This is a genomic window from Sphingomonas phyllosphaerae 5.2 (genome assembly GCF_000419605.1).
GTDB lineage: Bacteria > Pseudomonadota > Alphaproteobacteria > Sphingomonadales > Sphingomonadaceae > Sphingomonas > Sphingomonas phyllosphaerae_B.
This window is the reverse complement of record NZ_ATTI01000001.1, coordinates 2,053,438-2,075,116: the sequence shown is the minus strand read 5'-3', so window position 1 is coordinate 2,075,116 and position 21,679 is coordinate 2,053,438. Positions and strand designations below refer to the sequence as shown.

The following is a 21,679-nucleotide window of genomic DNA, read 5'->3' as shown; positions in this document are numbered from 1 at the left end:
GCGTGACGGCCCGGGGCGTGTCACGGGCTCAGAGCCCGGCGGCGCGAACCAGCGACAGCAGCAGCCAGTAGAGCGAGCCGGCGAGCAGCATCGCGACCGGCAGCGTCATCAGCCACGCCGCGGCGAGCTGGATCAACGTACGGCGTTGCAGCCCCTGTCCGCTGGCCACCGAGGCACCCGCGACCCCGGACGACAGTATGTGCGTCGTCGACACCGGCAGGCCGAAGCGATCGGCGGCGAGGATCGTACCCGCAGCGACCAGTTCGGCGGAGGCGCCCATCGCGTAGGTCATGTGCTGCTTGCCGATCCGCTCGCCGACGGTGACCACGATCCGCTTCCACCCGACCATCGTGCCGAGCCCGAGCGCCAGTGCGACCGCGACCTTGACCCAGAGCGGGATGAAGCGCGTGCCGCTTTCCAGCCGCTCCTGATAATCGGTGAGCGTGTCGCGCTCGCGTTCGTTCATGTGATTGTCGGGCGATTTGGCGATCATCCGCGTCGCATCCATCACCAGATACATATCGTTGCGGATGTTGGGGGCGGCGCTGGCCGGCACCTTGCCCAGCGAACCATAGCCGGAGACGCGCTCCGCGAGATCGTCGGAGACCGCGATGACGGCGCCATAGGTGGTGTCGTTCATCACCTTGCGGCTCGCCAGCGAATGGCGCAGCAGAGCGCGCGCCTGCGCCGTGGCGACCGGTACCGCGCCATGGTTCTTCAGCACCGCGCCCGCACCTGCCGCGCTGCGCACGAAGGCGGGAGTCTCGCTGGCCGGCAGCGTGCGGTTGAGCGCGTAAGCGGTCGGTGCGCAGCCGATCAGGATAAGCATGATCAGGCCCATGCCCTTCTGCCCGTCGTTCGATCCGTGGCTGAACGATACCGCCGTGCAGGTGAAGATCAGCAGCGCGCGGATGCCACGCGGCGGGGGGGCGTCGCCTTCCGGCGGGGTCATCAACTCGGGGTTGCGCGCGACCATCCGCAGCACGACCAGCAGCAGCGCGGCGGCGCCGAAGCCGATCAGCGGCGCCATCCACAGCCCGGTCAGGACCTTGGTCGCCTGGCTCCAGTCGACGCCCGAGGTGCCGCGCGCGCCGGTCGTCAGCAACTGGTTCGCGAGGCCGACGCCGAGCACCGATCCGATCAGCGTGTGGCTGGAGCTGTTGGGCAGGCCGACGTACCAGGTCGCGAGGTTCCAGATCACCGCGGCGAAGAGGAGCGCGAAGATCATCGCGAAGCCGGCGCCGGAGCCGACGTTGAGGATCAGGTCGACTGGCAGGAGCGTGATGATCGAGTAGGCAACCGCGCCCGACGAGGCCATCACGCCGAGGAAGTTGAAGAAGCCGGACCAGACCACCGCGACGTTGGCGGGAAGCGCGTTGGTGTAGATCACCGTGGCCACCGCATTGGCGGTATCGTGGAAGCCGTTGACGAATTCGAAGCCGAGCGCGATCAGCAGCGCGAGCCCCAGGAAGGCGAAGACGCCGAGTTCCAGCTGCTCGCCGACCTGATGCGTGTCGGACAGCACGCTGACCCCCGCATAGCCGAAGCCGCAGACGACGATGGCGAGGAATACCAGCCGCGCCGCCGGATGGACCGGTGCGTCGAACGATCGCGCGGCTGCCGGAGGGGCCGAGGGCGACGTCGCGAGGACAATGGATGCCATGATGAGTCAGCCTGTCGGCCTTCACGGTGACAGTTTGATGACGGGGCGGCGCCGTGGCACTGCGCGCCGGAATTAAAACAGGTCAGTCCATTCCGGGATAGGTCGCGAACGCAGGCAGCGTCGCGATCGAATCGACCCAGGGCAGCTTTTCCTTGCACATGATCTGCGCGCCGGGCGCATGATCCTGCGGCGCGTCGAGCGTGCCCGACTGGATGTCGACGATGCCGGGGAGGACGGCGGCGTTGCGATAGAACAGCCCCGTGCCGCAGTTGGCGCAGAACTCACGGACGCCGTGTTCGGAAGATGCGTAGCTGGCGGGGGTGCCGGCGACGCTCACCTGATCCGCGTGGAACGCGATCCAGCCGACCAGCGGCGCGCCCGACCAGCGGCGGCAATCGGTGCAGTGGCAGACCGCGTGATGTTCGTGCGTGCCATCGGCGATGTAGGTGATCGCGCCACAATGACAGCGGCCGGTGATTTGACCCGTGATCGACATCGTCGTGCTCCTGGCTAAATGTTTCCCCTATGTTCCAAAGCTGACAGGAGTTGGCGCGCGATGCAAGGCGCCGGGTGCGACCGCCCCGGCGCCTTGCCGGCGCGGATCAGCGGGCGGCGGCGAGTTCGATCGAACGCGCGGACGTCAGGCCGACGAGGCGCGTCTGCGCGTCCGCCACCATCTCGTTACGGCAGCGCATGACGTCGCGGCGCGCGTGGAGATCGACGCCCGCGACGCCGCAGTGCGTGGTCGCGGCGCGGCGGACACGCGCGTCGAACGCCTGCTGCCCGGCGGCACTGGCGAGGTTGAGGTCGCGCACCATGACGTGGGCGACGACGGGGGTGCGCGTCGGATCGGCGCTGGCGGCGAGCGGCGCGAGGGCGAGCGTCAGCATCGCCGCAAGCGCGGCGCGGTCGTGAAGGGTCATCGGGACTACTCCTGCGGTGTGGATCGGCCGCTGCCGCCGCGCGCCGCCTCTCGCAGGGGACGTCGCGGCGCGGCGTGGTTGCCGACGCAGGAGCGCCTAGCGGGCGTCGGGGTCGGCCGGGCGCCAGCGCGGCGACGGTTTCGTGACTGTAACGAATCGCCGTTTTGCTTGCCCGATGGCTGCACGTTCCCTACCTGTTCGGGCGTGACCGAAACCAGCTCCGCCGTCCAGGACCCGCCGTATCTCGGCGGGCTGAATCCCCCGCAGCGCGAGGCCGTGCTCACCACCGATGGCCCGGTGCTGGTGCTGGCCGGGGCGGGCACCGGGAAGACCGCGGCGCTGACCGCGCGGCTGGCGCATCTGTTATGGACGCGTCGGGCCTATCCCTCCGAAATCCTGTCCGTCACCTTCACCAACAAGGCGGCACGCGAGATGCGCGAGCGCGTCGGTCGGCTGGTCGGCGATGCGGTGGAGGGGATGCCGTGGCTGGGCACGTTCCACGCGATCGGCGCGAAGATGCTGCGCCGCCATGCCGAGCTGGTCGGGTTGCAGAGCAACTTCACGATCCTCGACACCGACGACCAGTTGCGCTTGCTCAAGCAGTTGATCGTGGCCGCGGACATCGACGAGAAGCGCTTCCCGGCGCGCAGCCTCGCCGGGCTGATCGACGAGTGGAAGAACAAGGGGCTGGTGCCCGCCGACGTCGACGCCGGCGAGAGCGAGCGTTACGCCAACGGGCGCGGCGGCGAACTCTACCAGCAATACCAGGAGCGGCTGCGCGCGGTGAATGCGTGCGACTTCGGAGACTTGCTGCTGCATGTTCTCACGATCCTGAAGCGTGATCGCGGCGTGCTGGAGCAATATCAGCAACGCTTCCGCTACATCATGGTCGACGAATATCAGGACACCAATTCGGTCCAGTATCTGTGGCTGCGGTTGCTGGCGCAGGAGCGGCGCAACATCTGCTGCGTGGGCGACGACGACCAGTCGATCTATTCGTGGCGCGGCGCGCAGGTGGAGAACATCCTCAAGTTCGAGAAGGACTTCCCCGGTGCCACGGTGATCCGGCTGGAGCAGAACTATCGCTCGACCCCGCATATCCTCGGCGCGGCCGCCGGGGTGATCGCCAACAACGGCGGGCGGCTGGGCAAGGAATTGTGGACCGAGCTGGACGCCGGCGAGAAGGTGCGCGTGCTGGGCGTGTGGGACGGGCCGGAGGAGGCGCGGCGCGTCGGCGACGAGATCGAGGCGGTGCAGCGCACCGGCAAGACGCTCGACGACGTCGCGATCCTGGTGCGCGCGCAGCACCAGACGCGCGAGTTCGAGGACCGCTTCATCTCGATCGGCATGCCGTACCGGATCGTGGGCGGCTTCCGCTTCTACGAGCGCGCCGAAATTCGCGACGCGCTGGCGTATCTGCGTGTCGTCAACCAGCCGGCCGACGACCTGGCGTTCGAGCGGATCGTGAACACGCCCAAGCGCGGGCTGGGCGACAAGGCGATCGCCAAGCTGCACCAGCTGGCGCGTGCCGAGGGCCTGCCGCTGTCGATCGCGGCGGCGCGGATCCTCGATACCGACGAACTGACCCCGCAGGCGCGCAAGGCGCTGGGGCGGTTCGTCGGCGACGTGGCGCGGTGGCGCGACATGGCGCGCGACCTGCCGCATCCCGAACTGGCGCGGCAGATCCTCGACGAGAGCGGCTATACCGCGATGTACCAGGCCGAGAAATCGACCGAGGCGGCGGGGCGGCTGGAGAACCTGACCGAGCTGGTGCGCGCGATGGAGGAGTATGAGAACCTCGGCGCCTTCCTGGAGCACGTGAGCCTCGTGATGGACAATGAGGCGACGCGCGAGGACCCGAAGGTGACGATCATGACGATCCACGCCGCCAAGGGTCTGGAATTCGATACCGTCTTCCTCGCCGGGTGGGAGGAGGGACTGTTCCCCTCCCAGCGCTCGCTCGACGAAGGAGGTACGCGCAGCCTGGAGGAGGAGCGGCGGCTGGCCTATGTCGCGATCACGCGCGCGCGGCGGCGCGCGACGATCCTGCATGCCGCTAACCGGCGCATCTATGGGCAATGGACCAGCTCGATCCCGTCGCGGTTCGTCGGCGAGCTGCCGCCGCAGCATGTGCAGAGCGAGACGAGCATGTCGGGCGGCGAGAGCCTGTGGCGCGCGAACTGGTCCGAGCGCGCCGACCCGTTCGCCGATGTCGCGCGCGGCACCGGTCGCGGGCCGGGCTGGCAGCGCGCGGCCGGAACGCTGGGGACGACGCCCGGCGGAACGAAGCCGGGCGGCGAATGGACCAGCCGCACCTTCACGCGCGAACCGGCGCGCGTGGTCGAGAGCCGCGCCTCTGCGGTAAGCCTGGGCAACAAGGGCCGCGGCGACCTGTCGACCGGGCAGCGCGTGTTCCACCAGAAGTTCGGTTACGGCACGATCGCGGAAATCGAGGGCAACAAGCTCGAGATCGATTTCGAACAGGCCGGGCGCAAGCGGGTGATGGACAGCTTCGTCACCGCGGGGTGAAGGTCAACCGTCCCTTGCGGCGACGAGTTCGTTGACGCGCGCGACCAGTTGCTGCTCCAGCTTGTAGATGTCGATCGGCGCGGACACGAGATGGCGCGTTTCCGCCTTGCCCGCAAACGTGCCGACATAGCGGGTGGTAGGGCTGTTGAAGTGGAGGCGGGCGAGCGGCTTGCGATTGTTGTCGTCGAGCAGGATCGCGCAATAGCTCTTCGAATCACGGATCACGATCCGGCCGGGATCGACATGGCGGGCGGCGATCGCCTGCACGATCCGGAAACCGGCGATCTCGTCGTCGGTGGTGACGAAACCCTCCTCGACCGTCGACATGTCGTCGGATTGCCCTTCGGGAAGCGTCGGCTCGGCCGGATTCGCGACGTTCAGCGCGCTGGTCAGCCGCTCGTTGACCCGATCACGGATCAACGCGCCGATCGAGTTCAAAAGGATCGGCTGGAACAATTCGCGGGTGGCCGCCGTCATCCGACCGCCGGGCTGAACCCGCGCCGCCATAAGGCGAACGAATTCATCGGACGGCGTGGCAAATTCCTTCTCCAACTCGATCCGCATCTGTGATTCTAGCTTCAGCCGTCCAGCCTCTGCGATAATGGCGTCGATGTTGAAGCTGGCGCGCGTAAAGCGTTCCAGGATCGCAGGATCGGTGCGCTTGATCGCCTCGAGCGAGAACACGAAGAACGGCTTTTCGTCCATCTTGTTCGGCTGATCGATATCGGAGTAAAACTGGTAGACGACGCCGTTCGTCAGAACCGCGAACCGGGCATCGGTCGTCGCGAAATAGCGAAACAACTGGCTGGCGTGTTTCAGGTCGAGGTCGATGGTCGATGGCTTGCATTCGACAAGCACGCTGAGGCGCCCGTCGATGCAAAGGGCATAATCGACCTTCTCGCCTTTCTTCACGCCGACATCGGCGGTGAATTCCGGAATGACCTCCGATGGATTGAAGACGTCATAGCCGAGTGCCTGAAAGAACGGCATCACCAGCGCCGTCTTCGCCGCCTCCTCCGTCAATAGAAGTTCGCGATGTTATCGGACCCTTTCCATATCGGTACGGTTGGGGTGTCGAGGAGGCCGCCATGTCCGAGACCGCCGAGAAGACCGACCGTGAACTGTGGGAGCGGGTGAAGGATGAGGTCACCGCCGCGGGCAAGGGCGGGAAGAAGGGACAATGGTCGGCGCGCAAGGCGCAGCTGGCGGTGGCGGCGTATAAGAAGCGCGGCGGCGGGTACGAAGGCGCGCGCGATCCCGACAATTCGCTCCATCAATGGACCGAAGAGGAGTGGGGGACGAAATCCGGCGAGCGCAGCGGCGACAGCGGAGAGCGGTATCTGCCCAGGGGGGCACGCGCCGAACTGTCCGAGGCGGAATATGCGCGGACCAGCGCGAAGAAGCGTGCCGATACCGCAAAAGGCAGGCAATTCTCCGCGCAGCCCGACGATATCGCGTCGAAGACCGCAGCCGCGCGCGATCATCGGACGCGCGACGAACTTTACGCCGAGGCGCAGCAGCGCGACGTCGCAGGACGGTCCAAGATGAACAAGGCGCAATTGCGCGCGGCACTGGCCGGGTGACCGGAAAAGGCGGGGCGACCGATGAGGTCGCCCCGTAGTTCAGGGAATTGCCGGGCGAGGGGGGGTGCCCGGCAGATCGCGGCAGCCGCCAGGGGGCGGCGCCACAAAGCCTCCTTACCGCGTCAACATTGCTGTCGTGTGTCTTGGAAGCCCGTTTTCATGACGCGCTGCGAATTTTTTGCGCGTTGACGCGAGGTCGTCGTGCGGCGGAAAGGAACGGTATGTCCGTTTCCCGATCTTCCGCGCCGTCCGCTGCCGCCTCCCATCGCCGCATCCTGCTCGCCAGTCTGGTGGGGACGTCGGTCGAATTCTACGACTTCTACATCTACGCGACCGCTGCGTCGCTGGTGTTCGGACCGCTGTTCTTCCCCGCCGGCGACCCGTCGGCGCAGTTGCTGGCGGCCTATGCCAGCCTGGCGGTGGCGTTCTTCGCTCGACCGGTGGGGGCGTGGGCGTTCGGGCATTACGGCGACCGGATCGGACGCAAGTCGACTCTGGTGGTCAGCCTGATGCTGATGGGCGGGTCGACGCTCGCGATCGCGTTCCTGCCGACCTATGCGCAGGTCGGCTATCTCGCGCCGGTGCTGCTGTGCGTGCTGCGGTTCGGGCAGGGGTTCGGGCTTGGCGGCGAATGGGGCGGCGCGGCGTTGCTGGCGGTGGAGAATGCGCCGCCGGGGTGGCGCGGTCGCTACGGCATGGTGCCGCAGCTGGGCGCACCCGTCGGATTCATCGCCGCCAACGGGCTGTTCCTGTTGCTTGGGTTGATGATGACGCCGGCCGACTTCCTCGCATGGGGGTGGCGCATCCCGTTCGTGCTGTCGATCGTGCTGGTCGGACTGGGGCTGTGGGTACGGCTGAAGATCGCCGAGACGCCGGCCTTCGCGCAGGTGCTGGAGGAGGGGCCGCCACCGGCGGTGCCGATGGGCGAGCTGCTGCGCGATCACTGGCGCGCGGCGCTGGGCGGTACGCTGGGCGCGATTGCGTGTTTCGCGGTCTATTATATCGCTACCGCGTTCGCGCTGGGGTATGCGACGACGCGGTTGGGGATCGCACGGCCGACGATGCTGGCGATGCAGCTGGGCGCGATCCTGTTCATGGCGGTCGGCATCGTGCTGTCGGGGATCTGGGCCGACCGGCGCGACGCGCGCTACGTCCTGACATGGGGCTGCGTCGGCGCGGTGGTGGCGGGGTTCGTGCTGGCGCCCGGGCTGGGATCGGGATCGCTGCCGCTCGTGTTCGCGAGCCTGGCACTGGCGCTGTTCGCGATGGGCTTCGTCTACGGGCCGTTGGGGGCGTGGTTGCCGGGGCTGTTTCCGGCGCGCGTCCGCTACACCGGCGTGAGCCTGGCGTTCAACATGGCGGGGATCATCGGTGGCGGGCTGACGCCGGTCGCGGCGGAGACGCTGGCGCGGCATGGCGGGCTGTCGTTGGTGGGCGTGTATCTGGCGGGCATGTCGCTGGTGAGCCTGGCGGCGTTGCTGGCGATGCGGCCACGCGGCGGGTGAGGGTGCATGCCTGCTCGACCGGCCCGGTACGAACGGGCTAGGTCGCGATCAATCTGCCGGCGAGTGTCGCGCGTGAGCGGGCTCACGCCGTTCGCTGATAGCTTCTCGTCAGGCGGACGGCGCGCATGTGCTTCGACAGGCTCCGCACCCACGCGAGATGTGCAGCGGCGCTCAGGTGCGGCGGAGCAGCATCAGGCGCGCGCGGCCGTGGGTGCGGTCGGCATCGAGGGTGAAGCCGGCTGGGACTTCGCCCTCGCCCTTGGCGGTTTCGATCGAGACCCAGGTGGCCGCGCCGATCCAGCCGAGCCGCGCGAGTTTGTCGGCGGCGACCGCACCGGCACCCGTGCCATATGGCGGGTCCATCATGACGATGTCGAGCGGCGCGCGCGCCGGGCCGAGCGCCAGCACCGAGGCGGCGCGGACATCCGCACCGGTGGCTTCCAGCTTCGCGATATTGGCGCGCAACACATCGAGCGCGGGCTTATCCTGTTCGACGAACATGCAGGTGGCGGCACCGCGTGACAACGCCTCCAGCCCAAGCGCGCCGGAGCCGGCGAAAAGATCGGCGACCGCCAGACCCTCGAAGCTGCCGACGCGGCTGGCGAGCATCGAGAACAAGGCCTCGCGCGTGCGATCGGCGGTCGGGCGGGTGGCATCGCCCTTGGGCGCGGCGAGCGGACGCCCGCGCCACTGACCGGCGATGACCCTCACTTGCGCCCCCGCGGTCCGCCGGCGCGCGGCTTCGTACCGGCCTTTGGCTTGGGCTTGGCCCAGCCGGGCTTGCGCTTGATCTGCGCCGGCCGCGTGGCGAGCGCGGGCTGTTCGGCGACCGGCGCGACGGGCTTTGCGGCCGGGGTACGCGTCGGGGAGGCAGCGCGTGGTGCGGCGGTCGTGCCGCGCGGTGCCGACGAGGCGCCGGAGCCCGCCGGCGAGGGACTGCGAAGCGCCGAAGGATTCCGAGTAGCCGTTGCGCCGCTGCCCGGAGGCGCGCGGCGGGTGACGGGTGCGCCGACACCGCGACCGAGCGGCGGACGCGCGGGCGGCGCGTTGCGACCGGCACCGCGGCGGGCACCGGGAACGGCGACGTCCTGTACGGGCGGGCGCAGCTTCGCCGCGACCTTCAGCGTCTGCCGGAAAGCGGCGATATCGGCGCCGCGCACTTCGCCGATCTCGCCGACCGGGAGGTCGCCGAGCACGAACGGGCCGTAGCGGGTGCGGATCAGCCGGCTGACGCGCAGCCCGAGGAATTCGAGCACGCGGCGCACCTCACGGTTCTTGCCCTCGCTCAGGGTCATCTCGATCCAGACGTTGGCGCCGGTGCGACGTTCGAGGTTGGCGTCGATCGCGCCGTAGCGAACGCCCTCGATCTCGATGCCGTGGATCAATTCCTCGAGCTGCTGCTGGCTGACCACGCCGTAGGCGCGCGCACGGTAGCTACGCTCCACGCCGGTCGCCGGAAGTTCGAGCTGACGCTTGAACTCGCCGTCGGTGGTCATCAGCAACAGCCCCTCGGTATTGAGGTCGAGCCGGCCGACCGGCACGAGCCGCGGCAAATCCTTGGGCAGGCGATCGTAGATCGTCGCGCGGCCGGAGGGGTCGCGCTCCGCGGTGAGCAACCCGGTCGGCTTGTGGAAGAGGAAGAGCCGCGTCGGCTCCGCGGCGGCGACCGGCTCGCCATCGACGGTGACGCCGTCGAGCGACGGCAGCACCGTGGCGGGGGTGTCGAGCGCGACGCCATCCTTGGCGATCCGCCCTTCGGCGATCATCCGCTCGACCTCGCGACGCGAGGCGATCCCGGCGCGGGCGAGCAGCTTGGCGATGCGGTGTTGCGAACGTTCGTCGGCCATCGGTAGCGCTTAGGCGCGGTGCCACGCCGCGACAAGGATCGCGTTTGTTCAGGCTTGTGCCGGGCGTGGAAATAGGCTGGACATAATCGCGGCGCGCGGGGTTAGAAGAACGAGGCGGCACCAGGGCGGTAGAGAGAATGTTGTTCGGACGGCGACGACGGTCGATCGAGAAGCTGCTGGTGGTGGAGGACGAACCCCTGGTGGCGTTCGACACCGAGTATCTGCTGACCGACCAGGGCTTCACGGTGGTGGCGACGGTGGACCGCGTTACGGATGCCGTGCGGCTGATCGAGGCCGGTACGGCGATCGATCTGGTGCTGGTCGATGTCAATCTTGCCGATGGCAGCGGGCTCGAGGTCGCGCGGGCGGCGTCGGCACACCGTATCGCGGTGCTGTTCGTGACCGGCAGCTGCCCGGTCGACGGCGAGTCCGTCGCGGTCGGATGCCTCGCCAAACCCTACGATCCGCGCGATCTGCTGGCGGCGATCGATGCGATCGCGCTGCGCAGCGAAGGCAAGGCGCCGCCGCGCTTGCCCGTCGGGCTGCGGCTGTTCGGCGACAGACCGACAACGAGCGGGCTTACCTGACCGCGTTTTCCCGCTAAGCCCGTCGCTTGCTCCCGCGGACAAGCGGAGCTTTGATCGGCGGAGGGCGAATGGCGGCACGGGCGGATGGGCGAACCTGGGTGGACGGTGTACGCCCGTATCTGGAGCGCGGACCGCTGGCGGCGTTCGCGCTGGGTGTGTCGTCGGGCTTCCCCTATGCAATGATCGCCGCGACGCTGACCACGCGGCTGGCACAGGGCGGGATCGACAAGAAGACGGTCACCGCGTTCAGCCTCGCGTTCCTCGTCTACAACATCAAGTTCCTGTGGGCGTGGGTGGTCGACGGCGTGCGATTGCCCGTGATCGGCGCCCTGGGCCAGCGCGTATCGTGGTTGCTGGTGGCGGGCGTGCTGGTGATCGCGGCGGTTGCGAACCTGGCGCTGGTCGATCCGCGCACCAGCATCGGCGCGACGGTGACCGCGGCGATCCTCGTCGGCGTCGCGGGATCGACGTTCGACGTCGTGATCGACGCCTATCGCATCGAAATCCTGGAACCGCGGCAATTGGGCGTGGGCTCGGGGATGAGCCAATATGGCTGGCGGATCGGATCGACCGCCGCGGCCTCGCTCGCGCTGGTCATCGCGGCGCGCTACGGCTGGACCGCCGCCTATCTGTCGACGGCGGTGCTGGCATTGCCGGCGATGCTGACCGGGCTGGTGGTCGGCGAGCCCCGGCGCCACCGCGAGGTCGCGCCGCGCCGCGGGATGGCGGCCGCCGCCGCAGCGGTGTGGGCGCCGTTCGTACAATTCTTCGCGCGGCCCGGCGCGGTCGTGGTGCTGGCGTTCATCCTGATCCACAAGATCGGCGACACCCTGGGGCAGCTCGTGCTGCGGTTGCTGCTCAACGATCTCGGGTTCAGCAACGACGAGATCGCATTGTACGACGTCGGCGTCGGCTTCTGGGCGTTTCTGGTCGGCATCTTCCTGGGCGGCGCGCTCTATGCGCGCCGGGGGCTGAAGCGGTCGGTGCTCGTCAGCCTGGTATTGATGGCAGTGTCGAACGCCAGCTTCGCGCTGCTGGCGGCGGCCGGGCACAGCAACGAAGGGCTGGCAGGCGCGATCCTGTTCGAGAACATCGCCTCCGGGATCGGCGGCGTGACCGTGGTCGCGTATTTCTCGGCCTTGTGTGACCTGCGCTTCACCGCCGCGCAATATGCGCTGATCTCCGCGGCGGCGAGCGTGGTCGGTCGGATCGTCACGGGCGCCATCGCCGGGGCGATCGTCGAGCGCATCGGCTATGTCGGCTTCTACTGGCTGACCGTCGTGCTGGCGATGCCGGGCGTGCTGCTGTTCTGGTGGATGAGCCGATCCGGGCTGGTCGACCGTTCGGTCGGTAGCGCCGGAACGGAGGGGCCAGGCGACGCGCGCGACGGGATGTCGGGCTAAAAGATCGGGCGCCCCTCGTCGGCGAACGCCGCGGCGAGCGCGGCGGCGCTGGTGAGGACGTGGTCGACGTGGCGCTGGCCGAGCAGGTCGCTGAGCAGTAGCCGCGCGCTGTCGGTGCGCGTCTCGACCCGCGCGACGATCGCGAGCAGCGCGTGCTCGGACGGGGTCATCCGCGCGCAACAGCACGGCGCGATCGCGATCGGCACCGCGGCGTTGGTGGCCATGTCCGCCATCAGCGCGCGCATCAGCATCAACGGGCGGCGGAACGCCTCACCGAAGGCGGTGAAGAAGCCGTGGGCGGCGCGCGCATCGGACAGGCCGTTCGCCCCCATGCGGCGCATCGCGAACAGCACGACCCGCGCGTTCGGGCATTCCGGCAGCGGGTGCGGCAAGGCGTGGGTGGAAAGGGTAGCGATCGGTTGGGCAGCGGCGGGCTGGGTCATGGGCAGGCGACTCCTCTTGCCCGCACAAGGTCGCCTGTCCGCTATTGCAAGTCAATCGCAAACGTCTTGTCAGTCCGGCAGTTCGTCGTTGGCTTTCAACACTTCGCCGGCCAGGTAGAGCGAACCGGCGATCAGGACGGTCGCGGGCGGCGAAGCGGCAGCGGCGAGCTGCGCGATCGCGTCGTGGATCGATGCCGCTTGCGTGGCGTGCGGGATGCCGAGCGCGGCGGCGACGTCGCGGAGTGCTGCGGGTGTATGATGCTCGTGGCCGGGCACGGGAAGCGCGACCAGCGTATCGATCATCGCAGCGAACGGGGCGAGGAAGCCGGCGGCATCCTTGTTGGCGAGCATCCCGAACACGACGGTGAGCCGCCGACCCGTGTCGATCCCGACTAACCCGGGGAGCGCGGCGGCGATCGCCGCACCGGCCGAAGCGTTGTGGCCGCCGTCGAGCCAGATCGCGGCATCGCCGAGCGGCGCGGTGAGCGGGCCGCGGGCGAGGCGCTGCAGGCGGGCAGGCCAGCGCGTGGCCCGCGCGGCCTCGTCCAGCGCGGCGACGGGAACGGCCAGCGCGTGCTGATGTCGCAGCATCGCCGTCGCGAGCGCGAGGTTGGCGGCCTGATGGGCGCCGGGGAGTGTCGGCAGCGGTAGAGTGAGCGTGCCAGCCTCGTCGGCGTAATCGACCACGTCGGCGGCGCTATAATCCCAGGTGCTGCCGAGCGGACGCCAGACCGCGCCGGCCGCTGCGGCGGCGCGTGCGACCGGTGCGGCGATCGGCGCGGGATAGCGCATCGTCACGAGCGGCACGCCGGGCTTGGCGATGCCGGCCTTTTCGGCGGCGATCTGTTCCAGCGTGTCGCCGAGGAACGCCTGATGGTCGATGCCGAGCGCGGCGATCCCGGAGGCGACCGGTGCGGGAAGGACATTGGTCGCATCGAGCCGGCCGCCGAGCCCGACCTCGATCACGCAGGCGTCGGCGGGCACCCGCGCGAAGGCGAGGAATGCGGCGGCGGTGGTGATCTCGAAGAAGCTGGCGCCGATCCCGTCGGCCCGGTCGAGCACCTCGGCCAGCAAGGTGGCAAGCGCGGCGTCGTCGATCAGCCGCCCGGCGAGCCGGATCCGTTCGTTGAACCGGACCAGATGCGGGCTGGCATAGGCGTGGACGCGGTAGCCGGAAGCCTCCAGCGCGCTGCGCAGATATGCGCAGGTCGAGCCCTTGCCGTTGGTGCCGGCGACGTGAAAGACCGGTGGCAGCGCGTGATGCGGGTCCCCGAGCCGCCCGAGCAGGCGCGTGATCCGGTCCAGCCCGAGCACGTCCGCGCCCGGCGACAGCCGCCACAAACGGTCAAGCTGCGCCTGGACGCGCGTGTCGGTGGAGACGGCGTGATCGGCCATCGTAACGGATCCGGGCGTGCGGCGGCGGGCTGGTGCGTCAGGCGGCCTTGCGCTCGCCGCACAGGTAGCCGATCACGGTCGACAGCCGCTCGCGCAGTTCGCGGCGATGGACGACCATGTCGATCAGCCCATGCTCCAGATAATATTCGCTGGTCTGGAAGTCCTCCGGCAGCTTTTCGCGAATCGTGCTCTCGATCACGCGCCGTCCGGTGAAGGCGAGCGTCGCCTTGGGTTCGGCGATATGCACGTCGCCAAGCATCGCATAGGCGGCCATCACCCCGCCCGAGGTCGGATCGGTCAGCACGACGATATAGGGCAGGCCGGCGTCATGGAGCATCTGGATCGCGACGGTGCTGCGCGGCATTTGCATCAGGCTGAGGATGCCTTCCTGCATCCGCGCGCCGCCCGAGGCGGTGAAGACGATGAAGGGCGCACGGTCCTTCACCGCTGCCTCGACGCCCTGGATGAAGGCCTCACCCACGGCCTGGCCCATCGATCCGCCCATGAACGCGAAGTCCTGCACGCCGATCACCACGCGGTGGCCGTCGATCGTGCCGCGCGCGTTGACGAACGCGTCCTGCTCGCCGGTGGCGGCGCGCGCGGTCTTCAGGCGATCGGCATAGCGCTTAGAATCGCGGAACCTGAGCGGGTCCTCGGTGGAACGCGGCGTCGGCAGCACGTCGAGGCTGGCGGGATCGAGCAGGTGCTCGAAGCGCTCGGCCGGGCCGATCCGTTCGTGGTGATCGCACGTCGGGCAGACGTAGAGGTTTTCCTCCAGCTCCTTGGTGAAGACCATCGTCCCGCAGCCCTTGCACTTGTGCCACAAGTGATCTGCGGTCTGTGCCTTGGCCGCGCCCGGGACGATCCCCGACAGCGCGTTGCGGACGTTGCTGAGCCAGCTCATGCCGAAACCTTTCGTGCGTCGGCAAGCGCCGCCGACAGCGTCCTGATATAGGTGGCGACGGGTGCCGCCGCAGCAACCCCGTATTCCGCGACGATCTCGACGATCGCCGAGCCAACGACGACGCCGTCAGCGACGCGCCCGATCGCACGCGCCTGTTCCGGGGTGCGCACGCCGAAGCCGACCGCGACCGGCAGCTCGGTGGCGCGCTTCAGCTGCGCGACCGCTTCCTCGATCGACGCCTGCTGCGCCTGCTGCTTCCCGGTGATCCCCGCGACCGAGACGTAATAGACGAAACCGCCGGCACCGTTCAGCACCTGTGCGAGCCGCGTGCCCTGCGTCGTGGGCGTGGCGAGGCGGATCAGGTCGATGCCCATGTTGCGGAGCGCGGGTCCGAGCGCGTCATCCTCCTCGGGGGGAATGTCGACGCAGATCACGCCATCGACACCGGCATCGCCGAGCGCGGTGGCGAACCATTCCGAACCGCGGCGCAGCATCGGATTGGCATAGCCCATCAGCACCAGCGGGGTGAGCGGATGGCGCTCACGGAAGCCTTTGGCAATCGCGAGGATATCGGCCGTCGTCACCCCGGCGGCGAGCGCGCGGATGTTCGCGGCCTGGATCGCCGGGCCGTCCGCCATCGGATCGGTAAACGGCATGCCGAGCTCGATCACGTCGGCGCCGCCCTCGACCAGCGCGTCGAGGATCGCCGGGGTGGCCGCCACGGACGGATCGCCGGCGGTGACGAAGCAGATCAGCGCGGGCCGATCGGCGATGAAGGCGTCGGCGAGGCGGGTCAAATCCGCACTCCCAGCGCGTCGGCGACGGTGAAGATGTCCTTGTCACCGCGACCGCACAGGTTGGCCAGCACGATCGCGTCGTGCGGCATGTCCTTGGCGATACGCGCGACCGCGGCGATCGCGTGCGACGGTTCCAGCGCGGGAATGATCCCCTCGGTCCGGCAGAGCAGCTGGAACGCGTCGAGCGCCTCGCGATCGGTGACCGCGGTATATTCGACGCGCCCGCTATCCTTCAGCCACGCATGTTCGGGGCCGATGCCGGGATAGTCGAGCCCGGCCGAGATCGAATGCGCCTCGGCGATCTGCCCGTCGTCGTCCTGGAGCAAATAGGTCTTGTTGCCGTGGAGCACGCCCGGGAACCCGCCGGCGAGGCTCGCGGCATGCTTCGCCTCCAGCCCTTCGCCCGCCGCCTCGACGCCCAGCATCCGCACGTCCGCATCGTCGAGGAACGGGTGGAACAGCCCGATCGCGTTCGATCCGCCGCCGATCGCGGCGACCAGCAGATCGGGAAGCCGCCCGGTGCGATCGAGCAATTGCGCACGCGCCTCGCGGCCGATCACGCTCTGGAAGTCGCGGACCAGCTCCGGATAGGGGTGCGGACCGGCGGCGGTGCCGATGATGTAGAAGGTGTCGTGGACGTTGGCGACCCAGTCGCGCAGCGCCTCGTTCATCGCGTCCTTTAGCGTGCGCGCGCCGCTTTCGACCGCTCGGACCTCGGCGCCGAGCAGCTTCATGCGGAACACGTTCGGCTGCTGCCGCTCGACGTCCTTGGCGCCCATATAGATCACGCACGGCAGGCCGAAGCGCGCGCAGACCGTCGCGGTGGCGACTCCATGCTGGCCGGCGCCGGTCTCGGCGATGATCCGCGTCTTGCCCATCCGGATCGCGAGCAGGATCTGCCCGATGCAATTGTTGATCTTGTGTGCGCCCGTGTGGTTCAGCTCGTCGCGCTTGAACCAGACCTGTGCGCCCATTCCGTCGGCGGCGCTGTCGCGCAGCGTGTCGGTCAGCCGCTCGGCGTAATAGAGCGGCGACGGACGGCCGACATAATGTTCGAGCAGGTCGTCGAACTGCGCGGCGAACGCCGGATCCTCCTTGGCGGCGCGATATTCGCGATCCAGCTCGAGGATCAGCGGCATCAGCGTTTCGGACACATAGCGGCCGCCATAGGGGCCGAAATGCCCGCGCTCGTCGGGCTGGGCGCGGAAGGAATTGGGTGCGTTCATGATGCGGAGACCCGTTGCAGGAAGGCGGCGATCTTGTCCACGTCCTTGACGCCCGGCGCGCTCTCTACGCCGGAGGAAACGTCGACCAGCGGCGCACCGGTGATCGCGATCGCGTCGGCGACGTTGGCGGCGTTCAGCCCGCCCGACAAGGCCCAGGGCAGTGGATGGCGGAAGCCGCGCAGCAGCTCCCAGTCGAAGCGAACCCCCATGCCGCCGGGCAGGGTCGCCCCGGGCGGGGTCTTGGCGTCGTAGAGCAGCCGGTCCGCGGCATCGACGTACGCGGCCGCGGCGGCGAGATCGGCGGCGGTCTTGATCGCGATGGCGGTCCACGTCTCGCGCCGCGACAGGCGGCGCAGGTCCGCAATCCGCGACGGCGCGGTTTCGTGGAGCTGGATCGCGTCGAGGCGCCCGGCGGCGATCGCGCTGGCGAGCAGGTCGTCGTCGGGATCGACGAACACCCCGACCTTGCGGACGTGGTCCGGTACGCGCGCCGCGAGCCCGGCGAGCTGCTCCATCGTGACGTGGCGAGGTGAGCGCGGGTAGACGACGAAGCCGACATGGCTCGCGCCGCGCGCGATGGCGGCGTCGAGCGTCGCGGCGGTGGAAAGGCCGCAGATCTTGGCAGTTGAAGGCATGGACGCGTGTTTCGCGCCGAACGGGGAATGTAGCAAGCCTCGATCATCGGCATCGCCCCTCGCCGCGACGCCGATGACGGAGGCGCGCTACTTACGCGCGACGACGGAAGCGGGACGCCGGCGGCGGGGCGTGTTGCATCGAGTTTGGAGCCCGAACATCGATCGGCTTTATTGTGGGTCGCGCGGACCCAAGACCTCAAAGGAGTGGAAGGTCGCATAGTCGCCGCCGCACGCGGGCGGCAGGTCGGGCGTAACGCGACGGTTGACCCACGCGCGGTCGCGATCCCCGGGATTCGGGTCCATATCACGATCGTTGGAATAGGGCGGATCGCTGGCGATGAATCCGCCGCCGCCACTCACGCGATCGCCCGGCCGGATGATCGCGCCGCTGGATCGGCTCCGCACGTAGATACCGCGTGTGTCACGACCAACCTCGGCATCGTGGTTCCAGATCGGCGTGAAGGCCACGGTGGGTCGCTCTTCATCGGGAGTGAGTGAAAGGACTACCAGGCAGGTATGGCGGACCGCCAGCCGGCCGAACAGTTCGGCCTGCATCATGACGCCTTCGTCATGGTCGAGGTGCGGCGCGATCGGGAGGTCGGGATCGGCCACCGAGCATGAAGGAACGATCGTCAGAACGGCAAGTGCAGCGAGGATGCGTCGCATCGCCGCCCGCCAGCACTACAGCGTCGCGGCGATCGCGCGGGCGGCGGCGTCGGGGTCCTCGGCCTTGGTGATCGGGCGGCCGATCACCAGGATCGAGGCGCCGTGATCCAGTGCCATGCGCGGGGTGACGACGCGCTTCTGGTCGCCGATCTCGCCATCCGCGGGACGGACGCCGGGGACGACGAAATAGCCTTTCGGCCACGCGGCATGCGCGGCCTTCACCTCCGCACCCGAGCAGACGATGCCGTCGAGCCCGGCGGTGCGCGCGAGGTCCGCCAGCCGCAGGACGTGGTCGTGCGCGCTGCCGGCAACACCCGTCGCGGCGAGATCATCCTCGTCGAGGCTGGTGAGCATCGTCACGGCCACCACCTTCGTCGAGGGATGCGCCGCGGCCTTGGCATCCTCGAGCATCGCGCGGCCGCCGGCGGCGTGCACGGTCAGCACCGCAGGCGCGAGGGCGGCAAGCGATTGCACCGCCTTGGCGACGGTGTTCGGGATGTCGTGGAGCTTGAGGTCGAGAAAGACCGGCAGGCCGATCTCCTCCATCGCGCGGACGCCCGCGGGGCCATGCGCACAGAAGAATTCGAGCCCGAGCTTGATGCCGCCGACATGGACCCGAACCCGCTGCGCGAGGGCGCGGGCGCGATCGAGATCGGGGGTGTCGAGCGCGACGAAGATGCGGTTGGCCATCAGGCGGCACCCATCGGCGCGGCCGGGGCGGGGGGCTCGGCAGGCGGAACGTGGATCGCCGCGGGCACGTGGATCGCCGGCGCCTCCGCGGCGCGCGCCGTCGCCAGCGCGCTTTCCAGCGAGCGCTCGGCCGCGGTCAGCCGCTGGCGGAGCCGAAAGCGTATCCAATGCTGATAGATCAGCGTCGGCAGGAAGCCGAGCAGGAACGTCGTGAGCAGCAGCAGCGGCAGGTTCACCTCCGCCACCAGGCCGCCGAACAACTGGACCGACACGTTGGTCCAGTTGCCGAACGTGAACACCGCGGCGACGAAGGCCAGCAGGGACCAGAACAGGATCTTCAGGAACTGCATGTCCGCTACGCTAGCACGGTCGGCGGCATTTTCCAGTGGCGTGGGCGATCACGGCAGCACCGCCTTCGGAAAGCCGCGCCAGACATCGTCATAATCGAGCTGCATCGTCGGGCTGCTCGTCGCCCAACCGGTGGGGCGGACGACGTGGCGCGTTTCGAACATGAAGGCCATCGTTCCGTCGATCTTCGCGGGTCTCAAGTCACTTGCGACAGCTTTCTCATAGCTTGCCTGATCGGGGCCGTGGCCATTCATCTGATTGTGGAGGCTGGCACCACCGGGCACGAAGCCGCCACCTTCCTTGGCATCATAGGCGCCGGCGATCAGCCCCATGAACTCGCTCATGACGTTGCGGTGGAACCAGGGCGGACGGAACGTGCCTTCCGCGACCATCCAGCGCGGCGGAAAAATCACGAAGTCGCAATTGGCCGTGCCGGCCGTGTCGCTCGGCGACGTCAACACAGTGAAAATCGACGGATCGGGATGATCGAAGGACACGGTATTGATCGTATTAAAGCGTGTTAGATCATAGCGATAAGGAGCAAGGTTGCCATGCCATGCGACGACATCGAACGGCGAATGATCGAGGGTGGTCTGCCAGAGCGTGCCCTGGAACTTCTGCACGACGGTGCACGCATCGTCGCGATCCTCGAACCATGCCACCGGAATCTCGAAATCCCGTGGATTGGCCAAGCCGTTAGCGCCGATCGGGCCGAGGTCCGGAAGGCGGAACGGGGCGCCGTAATTCTCGCAGACATAGCCGCGCGCGCGCGCGTCGGGGAGCGCGATCCGGAAGCGGACGCCGCGTGGGATCACCGCGATCTGCAGCGGGGCGACATGGATGCGGCCGAGTTCGGTATCGATCGCAAGCGCGCCATCCTGCGGGACGATCAGCAACTCACCGTCGGCGGAGAAGAAGGCGCGGTCCATGTCGGCGGTGGCGGCATAGAGGTGGATCGCAACGCCGCTCTGCTCGGCGACGCTGCCGTTGCCGCCGTAGGTGACGAGCCCGTCCAACCAGTCGGTTGCGGCATCGGGCCACGGCAGTGGATCCCAGCGCATCCGGTTGGGGGAGGGGGGCGCCTCGAACGGCGCGGCGTGCAGATGCGGGGCGCCGTGGTAGCGCGAAAAGGCGGGATGCTGCGCTGTGGGGCGCAGCCGGTACAACCAGGTGCGACGATTTTCGTGACGCGGTGCCGTGAAAGCGCTGCCCGAGAGCTGTTCGGCGTAGAGGCCGAACGGGACGCGTTGCGGCGAGTTGCGACCGATCGGCAGCGCGCCCGGCACCGCCTCGGTCGACACATGGTTGCCGAAGCCGGGGTGGTAACGGTTCTCGGTCATTTCCCTCTCCGTCTTAACACGCCGGGCCGTCGGACCCGGCAAAGCCGTGCCCGCAGGCCCGGCTTATCGTGCCGGCCGGGCGCGGGCGCGCAGGTGCCTGCGCGCGTTTGGTGGACGCTTATGCGTCCACCTTCACCACGCCGCGCCGGATCTGGTCCAGTTCGATGCTTTCGAACAAGGCCTGGAAGTTGCCGTTCCCGAAGCCCTGATTGCCCTTGCGCTGGATGATCTCGAAGAAGATCGGGCCGACCATGTTCTCGGTGAAGATCTGGAGCAGGATGCCCTCGTCGCCGACGTTGCCGTCGATCAGGATGCGGTTGCGCTTCAGCCGGTCGAGGTCCTCGCCATGGCCGGGGACGCGCTTGTCGACCAGCTCGTAATAGGTCTCGATCGTGTCCTGGAGGCGGACGCCGCGCGACCGCAGCTTCTCGACCGATTCGAAGATGTCGTCGGTCGTCAGCGCCAGGTGCTGGATGCCCTCACCATTGTATTCGCGGATGAACTCCTCGATCTGCGAGGTCTCGTCCTTGCTCTCGTTGAGCGGAATGCGGATCGCCAGATCGGGAGCGATCATCGCCTGGCTGAACAGGCCGGTCGCCTTGCCCTTGATGTCGAAGAACTTCTGTTCCTCGAACCCGAACAGCCGGCCGTAGAAGCTCGACCAGGTCCGCATCTCGCCGCGTCGGACGTTGTGGGTGAGGTGGTCGAGCATATCGAGCCCGACGTTGTTCCGTGCGGCTGCCTCGCGCCAGCCGGGCACCTCGTCCCAATCGGCGTACAGGTCTGCGTCCGCCTTCACGAGATAGAGGTAGCTGCCGCCGATCCCCTCGATCGGGAAGCTGCCATCGCCGAGCGTGCCGGCCGCTGCATCGACCGCGGTCGCGCCTTCGGCGAGCGCATGATCGTATGCCGCCTGCGGGTCGGCGACGCGAAATGCCATGCCGCTGGCCGAGGGGCCGTGCAGCGCGCGGAACTCCGCGGCCTGCCCGGTCGGCTCGCGGTTGAGCAGCAGGTTGATGCGGCCCTGGACGTAGCGGGTCACCTGCCTGGTCGGATGGCGATGCGCGGCGACGAAGCCCATCTGCTCGAACTGGCCGGCGAGCGTATCCGGATCGGGCGAGGTGAACTCGCAGAACTCGAAGCCGGCGAGGCCCAGCGGATTGGTCTGGTCGGTCATGGTCAGCCTTTCAGGTGA

General features: G+C 68.5%; 22 protein-coding genes. 5 read left to right on the top strand and 17 right to left on the bottom strand.

The features are described from left to right. Positions 1-28: 28 nt before the first annotated feature. The 3 genes from SPHPHY_RS0109690 to SPHPHY_RS0109680 all read right to left on the bottom strand — a co-directional run bounded on the left by SPHPHY_RS0109690 (position 29) and on the right by SPHPHY_RS0109680 (position 2,586). A complete protein-coding gene (locus SPHPHY_RS0109690; RefSeq protein WP_022686485.1) occupies positions 29-1,663 on the bottom strand; it encodes an inorganic phosphate transporter in 1,635 nt (544 codons plus the stop codon). 82 nt (positions 1,664-1,745) lie between these two features. Further along, positions 1,746-2,159, bottom strand: coding sequence for a GFA family protein (locus tag SPHPHY_RS0109685; RefSeq protein WP_022686484.1), 414 nt, complete (start codon positions 2,157-2,159; stop codon positions 1,746-1,748). 106 nt (positions 2,160-2,265) lie between these two features. Next, positions 2,266-2,586 carry a UrcA family protein gene (locus tag SPHPHY_RS0109680; RefSeq protein WP_022686483.1) on the bottom strand — a complete coding sequence of 107 codons (321 nt, stop codon included), beginning with the start codon at positions 2,584-2,586 and terminating at the stop codon, positions 2,266-2,268. 204 nt (positions 2,587-2,790) lie between these two features. Between SPHPHY_RS0109680 and SPHPHY_RS0109675 the strand changes: the two genes are divergently transcribed. After that, positions 2,791-5,115 carry an ATP-dependent helicase gene (locus tag SPHPHY_RS0109675; RefSeq protein ID WP_022686482.1) on the top strand — a complete coding sequence of 775 codons (2,325 nt, stop codon included), beginning with the start codon at positions 2,791-2,793 and terminating at the stop codon, positions 5,113-5,115. Positions 5,116-5,118: 3 nt separating this feature from the next. Here the strand turns inward: SPHPHY_RS0109675 and SPHPHY_RS19850 are convergent, their stop codons facing one another. After that, complete coding sequence (locus tag SPHPHY_RS19850; protein WP_081645415.1) at positions 5,119-6,105, bottom strand: type I restriction endonuclease; 987 nt, start codon at positions 6,103-6,105, stop codon at positions 5,119-5,121. 98 nt (positions 6,106-6,203) lie between these two features. Between SPHPHY_RS19850 and SPHPHY_RS0109665 the strand changes: the two genes are divergently transcribed. After that, positions 6,204-6,698, top strand: coding sequence for a hypothetical protein (locus SPHPHY_RS0109665; RefSeq protein ID WP_022686480.1), 495 nt, complete (start codon positions 6,204-6,206; stop codon positions 6,696-6,698). A gap of 221 nt (positions 6,699-6,919) precedes the next feature. Next, entirely contained in the window at positions 6,920-8,203 is a 1,284-nt protein-coding gene (locus SPHPHY_RS0109660) for an MFS transporter (protein ID WP_022686479.1), read from the top strand. A 171-nt stretch (positions 8,204-8,374) separates the two neighbouring features. Here the strand turns inward: SPHPHY_RS0109660 and rsmD are convergent, their stop codons facing one another. Both rsmD and SPHPHY_RS0109650 read right to left on the bottom strand, forming a co-directional pair. Continuing rightward, positions 8,375-8,914, bottom strand: coding sequence for a 16S rRNA (guanine(966)-N(2))-methyltransferase RsmD (gene rsmD / locus SPHPHY_RS0109655; RefSeq protein WP_022686478.1), 540 nt, complete (start codon positions 8,912-8,914; stop codon positions 8,375-8,377). Further along, positions 8,911-10,050 (bottom strand): pseudouridine synthase, encoded by a 1,140-nt coding sequence (locus SPHPHY_RS0109650; protein ID WP_022686477.1) that lies wholly within the window; start codon positions 10,048-10,050, stop codon positions 8,911-8,913. The genes rsmD and SPHPHY_RS0109650 overlap by 4 nt, the downstream gene beginning before the upstream one ends. Positions 10,051-10,187: 137 nt before the next feature. Here SPHPHY_RS0109650 and SPHPHY_RS0109645 point away from each other — a divergent pair, with 137 nt between their 5' ends. Together SPHPHY_RS0109645 and SPHPHY_RS0109640 are read left to right on the top strand one after the other, a co-directional pair. Then, positions 10,188-10,637 (top strand): response regulator, encoded by a 450-nt coding sequence (locus SPHPHY_RS0109645; RefSeq protein ID WP_022686476.1) that lies wholly within the window; start codon positions 10,188-10,190, stop codon positions 10,635-10,637. 68 nt (positions 10,638-10,705) lie between these two features. Next, positions 10,706-12,040: an AmpG family muropeptide MFS transporter gene (locus SPHPHY_RS0109640; protein WP_022686475.1), complete on the top strand. Its 1,335-nt coding sequence runs from the start codon at positions 10,706-10,708 to the stop codon at positions 12,038-12,040. Here SPHPHY_RS0109640 and SPHPHY_RS0109635 read toward each other — a convergent pair. From SPHPHY_RS0109635 to hppD, 11 genes are all read right to left on the bottom strand, one after another. Then, positions 12,037-12,483, bottom strand: coding sequence for a DUF6628 family protein (locus SPHPHY_RS0109635; protein WP_022686474.1), 447 nt, complete (start codon positions 12,481-12,483; stop codon positions 12,037-12,039). The genes SPHPHY_RS0109640 and SPHPHY_RS0109635 overlap by 4 nt on opposite strands. Before the next feature lie 69 nt (positions 12,484-12,552). Beyond that, positions 12,553-13,878 (bottom strand): bifunctional folylpolyglutamate synthase/dihydrofolate synthase, encoded by a 1,326-nt coding sequence (locus SPHPHY_RS0109630; protein ID WP_022686473.1) that lies wholly within the window; start codon positions 13,876-13,878, stop codon positions 12,553-12,555. Between the two features lie 37 nt (positions 13,879-13,915). Continuing rightward, entirely contained in the window at positions 13,916-14,782 is an 867-nt protein-coding gene (accD, locus tag SPHPHY_RS0109625; protein WP_022686472.1) for an acetyl-CoA carboxylase, carboxyltransferase subunit beta, read from the bottom strand. Then, positions 14,779-15,579 (bottom strand): tryptophan synthase subunit alpha, encoded by an 801-nt coding sequence (gene trpA / locus SPHPHY_RS0109620; RefSeq protein WP_022686471.1) that lies wholly within the window; start codon positions 15,577-15,579, stop codon positions 14,779-14,781. Before trpA ends, accD begins: the two co-directional genes overlap by 4 nt. Then, entirely contained in the window at positions 15,576-16,805 is a 1,230-nt protein-coding gene (gene trpB / locus SPHPHY_RS0109615; RefSeq protein ID WP_022686470.1) for a tryptophan synthase subunit beta, read from the bottom strand. Before trpB ends, trpA begins: the two co-directional genes overlap by 4 nt. Continuing rightward, positions 16,802-17,440 (bottom strand): phosphoribosylanthranilate isomerase, encoded by a 639-nt coding sequence (locus SPHPHY_RS0109610; RefSeq protein ID WP_022686469.1) that lies wholly within the window; start codon positions 17,438-17,440, stop codon positions 16,802-16,804. Before SPHPHY_RS0109610 ends, trpB begins: the two co-directional genes overlap by 4 nt. 168 nt (positions 17,441-17,608) lie before the next feature. Continuing rightward, entirely contained in the window at positions 17,609-18,106 is a 498-nt protein-coding gene (locus SPHPHY_RS0109605; protein WP_022686468.1) for a hypothetical protein, read from the bottom strand. A gap of 15 nt (positions 18,107-18,121) precedes the next feature. Next, on the bottom strand, positions 18,122-18,796 hold the full coding sequence (gene pyrF / locus SPHPHY_RS0109600; protein ID WP_022686467.1) for an orotidine-5'-phosphate decarboxylase: 675 nt from the start codon (positions 18,794-18,796) through the stop codon (positions 18,122-18,124). Beyond that, positions 18,796-19,146 (bottom strand): lipopolysaccharide assembly protein LapA domain-containing protein, encoded by a 351-nt coding sequence (locus SPHPHY_RS0109595; protein WP_022686466.1) that lies wholly within the window; start codon positions 19,144-19,146, stop codon positions 18,796-18,798. Before SPHPHY_RS0109595 ends, pyrF begins: the two co-directional genes overlap by 1 nt. A gap of 48 nt (positions 19,147-19,194) precedes the next feature. Beyond that, positions 19,195-20,484 (bottom strand): homogentisate 1,2-dioxygenase, encoded by a 1,290-nt coding sequence (gene hmgA, locus SPHPHY_RS0109590; protein ID WP_022686465.1) that lies wholly within the window; start codon positions 20,482-20,484, stop codon positions 19,195-19,197. Between the two features lie 118 nt (positions 20,485-20,602). Then, on the bottom strand, positions 20,603-21,661 hold the full coding sequence (hppD, locus tag SPHPHY_RS0109585) for a 4-hydroxyphenylpyruvate dioxygenase (RefSeq protein ID WP_022686464.1): 1,059 nt from the start codon (positions 21,659-21,661) through the stop codon (positions 20,603-20,605). Between the last annotated feature and the right edge of the window lie 18 nt (positions 21,662-21,679).